The sequence below is a fragment of the Streptomyces sp. GbtcB7 genome (genome assembly GCF_019091445.1).
Taxonomy (GTDB): domain Bacteria; phylum Actinomycetota; class Actinomycetes; order Streptomycetales; family Streptomycetaceae; genus Streptomyces; species Streptomyces mirabilis.
Genome location: NZ_JAGXJM010000089.1, coordinates 1 through 11,191, shown reverse-complemented (window position 1 = coordinate 11,191; position 11,191 = coordinate 1). Strand labels below are relative to the sequence as shown.

Here is an 11,191-nt window from a genome sequence, read left to right as displayed (position 1 = left end):
GCCGAGCCCGAAGGGCGTGTGGTTCGCACCCGGCACGGTGATCCGATGCTCCTGTCGGAGTTCCTGCTGACGCGCGTAGTTGAGGTCGCCGTTCACGGCCTGGACCTGGCCGACGCCCTGGGGTGCGAGCCGTGGCTGACTTCCCAGGCCGCAGATTTGGTGCAGGGTCTTCTGCTCGGCCCCGATGGGGCAGCGGCACTGGAGAAGCTGGGCTGGGGTCAGCTTCGCTTCCTGCGCAAGGCGACGGGGCGCGAGCCGATCACCAGGGAGGAAGCCTTGGATGTCAGCCGCCTCGACATCCGATGGCTCACGCTGGGTTGAGAACGTCGCCAACGCCAACGGGCGCCAGCGAAAAGGTAGATCTCCATCGCGCTCTCATGGCGCGGGACGAGGCCGGAGCATACGGAATTGCTTCTCCGGCCCCCTGACCAGCGAAGTTATTACTGCATGAACAGAGGTTGACTGAAGCCAATCTCAGGGCGGCCGCCGATTGATGCCGGATGAAGGTCCGTGGCCCCGGCTGAGGAGCGGGGCCCATGGACACGGTTCAGGCTCCGGTGCGAGCGGCGGTTACTCGTCCGTCACCCGGGTGCCGGCGCGATGCCCGTTAGGCAAGATGCCCCCGGTCGGTCCCTAACGGCGTACTTGGCCTGACCTTCGGCCCGTCTTGTCATTTACCCCCTGGAACCGCTCCAAGGGCGAGGGAGTCCGTCACGAGCCGTCCCACAGCCCCAGCCGACGCAGGCGGCGCTGTCGGAGCCTCTCGTACAAAGCCGTCAGTCCAAAGATCCCGCCGAGCAGAAAGCTACCGACCGGAGCGATGACGAAGTCTGACTGTTGTACTCCTGGCAGCAACAAGAAGTAGGCGGCCCACACCGTCCCTGTCAGAAGCGCGAGGAGGACCGGATGCCGGGCCACGAACTTCTGCGCACGTGTGGGCGGGCGTTCGCCGCCTAGGAAGCGGTCCACGGCCCAGAAGACGCGCACCAGTCTTTGCCCTACCTCCGACATGGCCGAGAGCGTACCCCCCGCCGATCATTCCGCGACCGACGCGATGCCCTGGAGACTAGGGCGCGGTGCCCTCCAATTGGTCCTGAACGGGTCACTTAGCCTCACCCCCGTCCCGGCGAGCCTGCGCTGCCATATGCCCCGTAGGCGGCAGTCGGCCGTTCGGTGAACTTGTCGGTCACGGGCGCAGGGCTGCCAGTAGTTCGTCCCCGGCGGGGTAGGGGCGCTCCTTGGGCAGCAGTGTGGCCGCGGCATCCAGCTCGCTGCGGCGTACGAGCTCGTGGATTTCTCGGGCGAGCGGAGTCACGTCGCTGATGGCCACGGTCCACTCGTCCGCGTAACGTTTAACGGCTTCACCGGAGAGCCCGAGTTGGAGTGAGCGGTACGTCAGGGGGCGCAGGTGCAGGTCGCGCTCGGGGTCCCACTGGACGCGGGCCGGTGCGCGCTTGAGCTGACGTTGCCAGGTGCTGAGGTCGGGGTGCAGCCCGCGCACGTAGCTGGACAGACAGGCATGACGCAATGCCCACTCGAAGCCGTCGCGGGTGATCTCGATGGCCAGGACAGTCTCCTGCCCGGCCTTCGTCGCCCAGCCGCAGCGGTACATCATCCACAGGAAGGACGGCTTGATCCACGTCATGCGGTCCCGCTTCCACGCAGCGGGAAAGCGGCCCTGGCGAACCGCGGGCAGGCCGATTTCCGGTGAGTACGCCTGGTAGACGGTGATCGTGGACTCTGCGTAGGCCGCTCGGATCCCGCGTTGTGGTTCTTCCATGGCGTACAGCGTGGGGTCGGCAGGTTCAGGTGGCCATTGATTTTTGCGTATGCCGTGGTGGCGTCCCCTGCCTCAACGGGCGTGAGTCCAGGTAGGGACCTCGCCGACAGCCCGCACGCTTGTGGCCGCTGCCGCGCCTCGGTGGTTCGGCCTCTTCGGTGAGGTGGTTCGGCCGTGGCATCGCGCGAACGGCGATCGACACCACGCCCGACTGAGCCGGACCCAGGCAGGTCCGGCTACTTCTTCGACGCTTCGGGCGCGGGGGCGATGCCGGCCGGGCACGAGGCGCCCCAGTTCGTTGCCAACGGGGTACTTAGCTTGACCCCCGTCCCACCCAGCCCGCAGTAACCGTCCGGGTTTTTGCTGCCCGAAAGGTACTGCTGGTGGTAGCACTCGGCCGCGTAGCACTCGCACCACCTGCGGGGGAGGATCCCTGCGCTCGATGTTGAAGTAGCCCGTGAGGACACCTGGCGAGGAACGACGCCGGGGTGTTCGGGATGCCTCATCCAGCCCCCTGACCAGCGAAGTTATTACTGCATGAACAGAGGTTGACTGAGGACTCGCGCAGGGCGGAGATGGGCGCCAGTTCCGCGCGCGTCTGCGCCCACAGCACCAGCGCGTACGCCGCCACGGACAGCACCGAGCCGAGCAGCCCCAGGGCGGCGAAGGGCCGTAGGACGGGGATGAGCCGGGAGCGCAGGCGGTGGGCGGCGTACGCCGGGATCACGACTCCCTGCACCGCCATCAGCCAGGCGATGTACCCGAGCGAGGAACCGGAGGCGCGGACGCCGAGTCCGTCCACGACGGTGTACGCGGCGATCGACACACCGGTGGCCAACGCCGCGCCGATGGCGGCCCAGTTGGGGCGCCGCCCGCGCATTCCCCACAGCGCGACCCCCGTCAGCCCCGTGCACGACACCGCGATCCCCGCCGCCGCCCACGCGTTCGGCACCTCGTGCGCGAACACGGCCGCCAGCACGGTGACGACCAGCGGAGCGGTCCCGCGAGCGATCGGATACGCCTGCCCGAAGTCGCCCAGCCGGAACGAGCGCATCAGCAGGACGTAGTACAGGACGTGGATCGCGGCCGACACGAGCAGATACGGCCACGCCCCGGCCGCCGGCACCGCCACGAACGGCATCAGCGCCAGCCCGATCAGCACCCCGCCGCCCGCGATCAGCGTGAACCCGACGAGTTTGTCGGTGATGCGGTGCGCGATCGCGTTCCAACTGGCGTGGGTCACCGCGGCGAGCAGCACCGCCGCGGTGACCAGCGGGGTCACAGGTGCTGCTCGCGCACGTCCACCAGCGTGCCGCCCGCATGCGCGACCAGCGTCTTGGGGTCCATGGGGAACACGGTGTACGGGGTGCCGGCCGCGGCCCACACCACGTCGTGGTCGAGCAGCGAACGGTCCGCGAGCACCCGCGTCCTCGTACGGTGGCCGAAGGGCGGCACCCCGCCGATCGCGTACCCGGTCGTCTCCCGTACGAGCTCGACCCTGGCCCGCGTCACCTTCTCGACCCCGAGCTCCCGCCGCACGAGTTCCACGTCCACGCGCGACGCCCCGTCCATCAGCACCAGCACCGGCACTCCGTCCGCGGCGAAGATCAGCGACTTGCAGATCTGGCTCAACTCGCACCCGATCGCGGCGGCGGCCTCGTCGGCGGTACGGGTCGCGTCCGGGAAGCGGCGGATGCGCGGCAGCAGGTCAGCGAGGCCCAGCTCCTCCAGGGCCTCGGCGAAACGGGGGTGGGCTCCGGACTCTTCTGCGGCGTCGCTCGTCATGGGCGGCACGCTATCGGTCGGTGCAGGAGGCACGCGAGCGAGTTCCGGTGCGCCGGGTGCCGGGTCTCGTACCGGCCCTAGGGCCTGTCCGGCGGATCAGGTCGCAGGAAACGGGCGGGGTCTCATCGATGCTGATGTGCGTGCCAAGCCCCGCGTCTGCGGCATGATCCGTCGGACAGGCCCTAGTCCCACCAGAAGCGCCACAGCGGGGCGTCGACGAGGGAGGCGGCGTAACGGGGGAACGGGGTCGGGGGGTCGTTGACGATGTTGTCGGCCGTGGTCAGGAGGTGTTCGAGCGCGATGTGGGCGGCCTGCTGTTCGTCGCGCGGCGGCGACGAGGCCGAGGCGGGCGTCCGTCGCGTTGTACGGGTCGTCGGCCATGAGGTGGGCGAAGGCCGAGCGGGCGACCTCGTCCGGGTCGACGCCGCAGGAGGCGAGGGTGGCGGGGGCCAGTCCGGGCCAGTGGTCGAAGGGCGCGCCGGGGAGGATCGGCAGCAGACCGGTCTCGCCCTGCTGCCGCTGGCGACGTGTCCACCGAGCCAGGGGGTCCGGCGGAGGTTTGTCGGAGCGCCACATGACGGGGGAGCCGTCGGGGACGGCACGGCCTGCGGGCAGGCCCGCGGCAGTCCCGCAGGAAGGGAGAACGTCATGCGCGGGGCGTAGAGGCCCCCACTGACAACGCTTCCGAGTCGCTCCCGAGCCGACCCGGACCCCGCCCGGCTAGCTTCCCGCCTTCAGGAGTGCCGCCACGATCGGGCCCGCCGTGTCGCCGCCGTGGCCGCCCTGTTGGACGACGCCCGCCGCGGCGAGGTCGCCCTTCCACGCGGTGAACCAGCCGTTGGGCTTCTTCTGGCCGTCGACCTCCGCGGAGCCGGTCTTCGCGCCGTAGTCGGGGCCGAGGCCGGACATCGCCTCGGCGGCGGTGCCGTACGCCGCCGTGTACTGCATGAGTTCGCGGAGCTGGGCGAGGGTGGTGGCGGAGAGGGTGCGGGAGGCCGTCGCCAGCTGGCGGTTGTCGACCGTCGGAGACACCAGGTACGGCTGGTGGAAGACGCCCGTCTTGACCGTGGCGGCGACCGAGGCCATGTTCAGCGGGTTCATGCGGACCCCGCCCTGGCCGATCAGCGAGGCCGCCATCTGGGCCGCCGACTGGACCGGGACCGAGCCGTCGAAGGACGGGACGCCGATGGCCCAGTTGTTCATGGACAGGCCGAAGTACTGCTGCGCCTGGTTCGTCAGGTCGGAGTTCGACAGCTTCTTGGCCTGGCTGATGAAAGCGGTGTTGCAGGAGCGCGCGAAGCTCGCCTTGAACGTGCCGCCCTTGATCTCGAACTTGTCGTCGTTCTGGAACTTCCAGCCGCCGTACGTCACGTACTTCGGGCACGGGTGCTGCTTGTCGGCCGAGGCGAGCCCCTTGTCGATGAGCAGCGACGACGTGATGACCTTCATGGTGGAGCCGGGGGCCAGCGAGCCCTGGAAGGCCGTGTTGAAGCCGTGGCTGGTGTTGGCGACCGCGAGGATCTCGCCCGTCGAGGGGCGCATCAGGACCACGGACGCCCGGTCCTTCTTGGCGACCTGCTGCTCGGCGTCGGCCTGGAGGGTCGGGCTGAGCGTGGTCTTCACGGTCCCCGGGGTGCCCTCGCTGAAGGTCACCAGGGTCTTGTCGGGGGTCTTCTGGGTGCCCTTGGTGGCGGCCTTGCGGACCACACGCAGTTCGATGCCCGCCTTGCCGCCGGCGATCTTTCCGTACTTCTCGCGCAGCCCGTCCAGCACCGTGCCCAGCGAGGGGTACTTGGCCGTGGTGATCTCGCCGCCGTCGCGGTCGAGGGCGGTGACCGGGGGAGTGCCCGCCGGACCGGTGACCAGGCGGTCGCCGTCCTGGAGGTCGGGGTGCACGACCGACGCCTTCCAGCCGACCAGCGCCACACCGTCCTTGGCGCGCCGCACGACGGTCAGCTTCGAGTCGTACGCCAGGGGCTTGCTCTTGCCCTTGTACGTGACAGTGGCCTTGACGGAGAAGGGGACGGAGGACCCGGACGCCGTGCCCGGCGTGAGCTTGACGCCGGTGATGTGGGCGTCCTTGCCGTAGCCGGTCAGCAAGGTCGTCGCGGCCGCCGAGTCGTCGGTGGCCGCGGCCGCCTTCGCGACGTCACCGCTCTGCCAGGCGGTCAGGAACCGCGTGGACAGCGCCGTGACCTCGGCCGCCGACGGCGGACCGGTCTTCACGGCCTTGTGGGCGGCGCTCTCCGACGTACGGTCCTCGGCCGACGCCCCGCCGCCGTACAGGCTGTAGGCGCCGAACGCCCCGCCGCCGACGACCACCGCGATCAGCCCGCCGACCACGGCGGGCTTCGTCTTTCGTCGCTCGGCGACGCGCCTTCTGTTCCCCACAGCTTTCGATCCTCCGCCTGTTCCCCAAGTCCCCCGGCACCCTCATGCTCCTCAACGAGAACCCCCACCCTAGGGTCCCGCCCTGTCAAGGGTGACTTCAGCCGCCCGTTCGTAGCACAGCTGCGACGATCGGACCGGCCGCGTCCACCCCGTGACCGCCTTGCTGGGTCATCGCGGCGGCCGCGATGTCGTTCCGATAGCCGGTGAACCAGCTGTTCGACTTGGACTGGGCGTCGACCTCGGCGGAGCCGGTCTTGGCACCGATGTTGCCGCCGAGCCCCGCCATCACCTGGGCGGCGGTGCCGCTGGTCGCGGTGAGGTTCATCATCGCGCGCAGCTGCGCGGACGTGCTGCTGGGCAGGCCCTTCGCCGTCGCCAGTTCCCGGTCGTCGAGCTTGGGCGAGACGATGACCGGCTGCCGGAAGGTGCCCGTCATCGCCGTCGCCGTGACCGACGCCATGTTCAGCGGGCTCATCTGGACCTGGCCCTGGCCGATCGCGTTCGCGGCGCGGTCCGGGCCGCCGGAGGCGGGGATGTTGCCGTCGAAGGAGGGGATGCCGGTCTTCCAGTTGTTCTGGCCGAGGCCGAAGCGCGTCTGTGCCTCGGTCGTCAGGGACTCGTCCGTGAGCGGCTTCTCGTCGATCAGTTTCACGAAAGCCGTGTTGCAGGACCGCATGAAGCTGTTGGCGAGGCTCGCCTTCTCGTTCGGCGCGAGGTTGGTGAGGTTGTGGAAGGTCTGGCTCTGCCAGGTCGCGGTCGGCGGGCAGGGCGCCGGGCCGTTCATGGTGGTCACGCCGTTGTCGATGAGCATCGCCGCGGTGATGATCTTCATCGTGGAGCCGGGGGCCAGGGTGCCCTGGAAGGCCGCGTTGAAGCCGTCCGCACGGTGGTTGGCGACCGCCAGCACCTCACCGCTGCTCGGCTGCACGGCCACCACGGAGGATTCGGCGTACCGGGCGACCGCCTTCTCCGCCGCGGCCTGCACGCTCGCGCTGAGGGTGGTGCGCAGCTTGCCGGCCTTGCCCTTGGCGAGGGTCACCAGGGCGGTGTCCCCCGCGCCCTCGGTCGCGTGGTGGATCGCCAGTTCGACTCCGGCCGTACCGCCCGCCGTGTCGCCGTACTTCTCGCGCAGCGCGTCCAGGATCGGTCCCAGCGAGGGGTACTTCTCCTTCGTCAGGACAACGTTGTTCCGGTCCACGGCCTCGATGGGCGGGCTCGCCGAGTCGCCCGTGACCAGGGTGTCCCCCTCCTGCAACTCGGGATGCACGACGGACGGCTTCCAGTCGACCAGCGCCTTCCCGGTGGTCTCGCCGCGTACGACGGTCAGCCGGGAGTCGTACGCGAAGGGCTTGGACTTCCCTTCGAACGACACCGTCGCCCTGACGGAGAACGGCACGGTGGCTCCCGTCGCCGCCCCCGGGGTGATCTTCACACCGGTGAGGTGCGCGTCGTCGCGGTAACCGGCCAGCAACTCCTGCGCCTTCTGGGCGAAGTTGGTGTACGCGGCGGCCTTGGCGGCGTCCCCCTGCTCCCAGGCGGCGAAGAACTTCGTCGAGGTCTCCTTGACCTCCGCGCTGCTCGGCGGCCCGGTCTTCACGGCCGCGGGTCCGCCGCTCCCCGAGCCCCCGCCCTCGCTCCCGCTGAGCGCGGACATCACATTGAAGGCGCCGTATCCGGCACCCCCCACCATCACGGCGAACACACTGCCGATGACGGCAGCCTTTGCCCCCTTGCGCATCGCGCGAAACCCTCCCCGTGGACCCCTCCCCCGAACTTCTGAACGCGTTCAGAAAAGCCGGTCTGCAGGGCACTGTATGCGGGAGGAGTGGTGGATGGGGCGGAGATTCTCCGAATCGTTAGACCGGGCATCCGGTCGCATCCGTGAACACCGGTCAACGACCAGGACTGACCGGTGCGATCTGCTCGTGGCCGGAGAGCTGGGCCACGGGGGGCCGGCCCGTTGTGACCGGGATGAACGGTTCGCCCCAACGCGCCCTGGACAGACCGGTCTTGGGCAAGGCAAGGGTGGATCATGGTCGTTTCTTGAGAGTGGGGCTGACACGATGACGGCTGCGTGTCAGCGCTGGAGTGAACGACCTGCGACGGCCAACTGGTGGGCCTCCAGGGACCGTTCACCCTCAACCGACATTCTCGTCGCGCGCTCGGTCGGTCGACGTCGGTCGACGTCGGCCGACGACTCGGCACAGCACCTCAGCACTGCACCCCAGCACGCCGCCCCGGGGCTCACCGCCCTCACCGCGAACGCTTCGTGGAGACCTCATGCATAGACCTCGCCCCGCTGTCGGGGTGTCCGTGGCCGTGCTCATCGTGGCGGGGGTGATGAGCGGCGGGGGTACCGGTAGGGCGTCGGCGGACCCGGGTTCGGCCGGGACCTTGTACGTGAACCACGACGTGGCGTGCAGCGACACGGGCGCGGGCACACAGAGCGCGCCCTTCTGCACCGTGCAGGCGGCGGCGGACGTGGTGGAACCGGGGCAGACGGTCCGGATCGAGTCGCTGGACGATCAGACGTACTCGGAGTCGGTGACCTTGACCAGGTCGGGCACCAAGGACGCCCCGATCACGTTCACCGGGGCGCCCATCAGCGTGGGCGGCTCGTGGGCGGAGCTCGATTCCTCCGGCTCCGGGCCGGCGCTGACACTCAAAGCGGTGCACGACGTCCGGGTCGATCACCTGGCGGTCTGGTACCGGGGCAGAGACGGGGTGGCGGTGACGGGCTCCGAAGGCGTCGACCTCGACCGGCTGTCGTTCCCCCGCCCCGCAGTGCGGGCCCCCGGCGCAGGGACCGCGGTGACCGTGGACGGCGCGTCCTCGGACGTGACCGTGTCGCGGAACTGGATCGGCGACGGATACGCCTACGGCGTACGGGTGCAGCCAGGAGCGGTGCGGGTCACCGCGACGACCAACGTGGTGACCACCCCGCGGCTCGGCGGGATCGCGGTGACGGGGACGTCCGGCGCGAACGTGACGAGCAATACGGTCATCGCGCCCTGCGCCCCCGGAATCTCGCTGGACGGCGGGAGCTCCGGGACGGTGGAGAACAACGTGGTCGCCTCCACGCCGGCGCATCAGAGCGACACGTGCCCGGCACCCACCGCTCCGCTCTACTCGGTGCCGGCCGACTCGGCCGGCCAGGTCACCGCCGACTACAACGTGGCGGCGAACGGTGCGCCCGGTACCGCCCGGCCGCGCCCCGAGTACTCCTGGGACGGCACCCCCTACGCCACCACCGCGGCACTGAGGGACGCGACCGGGCAGGGGGCCCACGACATGGACGGGCTCAACGTGTCGTCGTCCCTGACGCAACCGAACGAACACTCCGTCCTCATCGACTCGGCCGACGCGGGCGCGCCCGGCGAGCTCGCCAGCGACATACACGGTGTCCCGCGCGCCGACGATCCGCTGGTCGCCGACACCGGTACCGGCGAGACGACCCGCCCCGACCGGGGCGCCATCGAGCGGCAGAACACCTTCACCGTCCCGGCCGACGACATGCCGTCGCCGTCGAGCGGAGTCGCACCGTTCGTCGTCTCCCTGAGGACCGATGACGCCACGACTTCGTGGGGCAAGCCCGTCACTGCGTACTCGGTCGACTTCGGGGACGGCAGTGCCCCGGTCACCCGTGCCCCGGGCGCTCCGATCACCCACACCTACGCCACGCCGGGTACCTACCGCGTGACCCTCACGGTGACCGACACCGACGGGTCGAGCCACATCGCGCAGCCCCGGGTCGTCGCGGGCACGACCACCCCGCCCGCCGCGTCGCTTTCCGGCGCCGTGGTCAGCAACGCCTATGGGGAGGTCGACGCGGGGGACGCGCGGTTCACCGTTCCACAACCGGCCGACGCGTGGGAGATCGCCCAGCGGTTCATCACCTTCGGTGACGGCGACTCGGAGGGCCTGCCCAACACTCCCCAGCAGGTGGAGCACCAGTACCAGGCGCCCGGCACGTACACCGCCACGCTGACGCAGAGGGACCTCATCGGCCGGACCACCACCGCCAAGGTGACCTTCCACGCCGCGGACGCCTTCCTGCCCGTCACCCCGCCGCACGACACCAAGAAGACGATCGCCGCGCACGGGGTCCTGAAGCTCTCGGCGGCCACCCTGGGGGCCGACGGCGACGGCGTGGACGCGGCCCAACTTCAGGTCGTCACCAGCGCGGCCAAGGCGAGCGGCTCCCTGACCCTCTACACCGACGGAACCACCCGCCCGGGCACCTCCAGCATCAGCTTCGAGCCCGGCCGGACGGCCACCAACGAGGCGACCGTCGAGGTCACCCCGACCGGTTCGGTCGACATCTACAACGGCAGCTCCGGCGCGGTGACCGTCAACGTCGCCACGCTCGGCCTCCAGTCGCACACGCAGTTCGGCCGCACGTACCACCCAGCCACGCCGGTCCGTCTGTTCGACACCCACCCGGTCGCCGGCGGCCACTCGGTCATGTTGACGGTCGCCGGCGCCCACGGCGTCTCGGCCGACGCGAACGCGGTGGTGCTCAACGTCACGGCGACCACCACCAAGGGGTCCGGCAGCCTCACCGTCTCCCCTGCCAGCACCATCAACTCCGGCGTGAGGGGTCCGTACTGGACCACAGGACAGACCGCCTCCGCCCAGGTCGTGGTCCCGATGACTGACGGCAAGGTCGAACTGCACAACACCAGCAGGTCGTCGGCGAACCTGATCGCGGATGTCGTCGGCTGGTACGGCCCCACCACGAGCGGATCGGTATTCCAGCCCGTCAGCCCGGCGCGGATCCTGAACACCCGCACCGGCGCCGGAAGCGGAAAGATCGCCAAACTCGGTGCCCACGCCACGCTGAAGCTCAAGGTCACCGGTGCGCACGGGGTCCCGGCGAGCGGGGTGAGCGCCGTGGACCTCAACCTCACGGTGCCCGCGCCGTCCGGCACCGGCTACCTCATCGCCTACGCCGACGGCACCTCCCGTCCGGGCGTGCACTCGGTCGACTTCACGACCAAACACACCGTGGCCAACCGCGCGCTGGTCAAGGTCGGCACCGACGGCGAGATCGACCTGTACAACGCCGGCTCCACCCCTGTCGACGTCTACGCCGACCTCCTCGGCGACTACGCTGTCCACCCGGTGGGCTGACCGCCCGACGACCACCAACAACGGCGAAGGGGAGGAGGGGGGGCGGGGGCGGTGCCCCCCCCCCCGGCCGCGCCGCGGCCGGTCCCCCGCGCCCGCCCGGGG

At 70.1% G+C, this 11,191-nt stretch carries 8 protein-coding genes and 2 pseudogenes; 2 read left to right on the top strand and 8 right to left on the bottom strand.

Annotated features, from left to right (window positions below; translation table 11 throughout):
* Window positions 1–321: pseudogene (locus tag KVT44_RS54760) on the top strand (hypothetical protein); the annotation flags it as partial.
* 390 nt (window positions 322–711) lie between these two features.
* Here KVT44_RS54760 and KVT44_RS54755 read toward each other — a convergent pair.
* The 8 genes and pseudogenes from KVT44_RS54755 to KVT44_RS54725 all read right to left on the bottom strand — a co-directional run bounded on the left by KVT44_RS54755 (window position 712) and on the right by KVT44_RS54725 (window position 7,694).
* Entirely contained in the window at window positions 712–1,011 is a 300-nt protein-coding gene (locus KVT44_RS54755; protein WP_190171868.1) for a hypothetical protein, read from the bottom strand.
* 175 nt (window positions 1,012–1,186) lie between these two features.
* Window positions 1,187–1,780 carry a DUF4291 domain-containing protein gene (locus KVT44_RS54750; RefSeq protein WP_217576630.1) on the bottom strand — a complete coding sequence of 198 codons (594 nt, stop codon included), beginning with the start codon at window positions 1,778–1,780 and terminating at the stop codon, window positions 1,187–1,189.
* 236 nt (window positions 1,781–2,016) lie between these two features.
* A pseudogene (locus KVT44_RS59655) lies at window positions 2,017–2,184 on the bottom strand (peptide-methionine (S)-S-oxide reductase); the annotation flags it as partial.
* 98 nt (window positions 2,185–2,282) lie between these two features.
* Window positions 2,283–3,062 (bottom strand): DMT family transporter, encoded by a 780-nt coding sequence (locus KVT44_RS54745; protein WP_217576629.1) that lies wholly within the window; start codon window positions 3,060–3,062, stop codon window positions 2,283–2,285.
* Window positions 3,059–3,565, bottom strand: coding sequence for a YbaK/EbsC family protein (locus KVT44_RS54740; protein ID WP_099922211.1), 507 nt, complete (start codon window positions 3,563–3,565; stop codon window positions 3,059–3,061). Before KVT44_RS54740 ends, KVT44_RS54745 begins: the two co-directional genes overlap by 4 nt.
* Before the next feature lie 182 nt (window positions 3,566–3,747).
* Entirely contained in the window at window positions 3,748–4,215 is a 468-nt protein-coding gene (locus KVT44_RS54735) for a DUF4253 domain-containing protein (protein ID WP_217576627.1), read from the bottom strand.
* A 70-nt stretch (window positions 4,216–4,285) separates the two neighbouring features.
* Window positions 4,286–5,956, bottom strand: a complete 1,671-nt coding sequence (locus tag KVT44_RS54730) for a penicillin-binding transpeptidase domain-containing protein (RefSeq protein ID WP_217576625.1) — start codon at window positions 5,954–5,956, stop codon at window positions 4,286–4,288.
* Between the two features lie 97 nt (window positions 5,957–6,053).
* Window positions 6,054–7,694 carry a penicillin-binding transpeptidase domain-containing protein gene (locus KVT44_RS54725; protein WP_099922214.1) on the bottom strand — a complete coding sequence of 547 codons (1,641 nt, stop codon included), beginning with the start codon at window positions 7,692–7,694 and terminating at the stop codon, window positions 6,054–6,056.
* A 542-nt stretch (window positions 7,695–8,236) separates the two neighbouring features.
* Between KVT44_RS54725 and KVT44_RS54720 the strand changes: the two genes are divergently transcribed.
* Entirely contained in the window at window positions 8,237–11,089 is a 2,853-nt protein-coding gene (locus KVT44_RS54720) for a PKD domain-containing protein (RefSeq protein WP_217576623.1), read from the top strand.
* The last annotated feature ends 102 nt before the right edge of the window (window positions 11,090–11,191 follow it).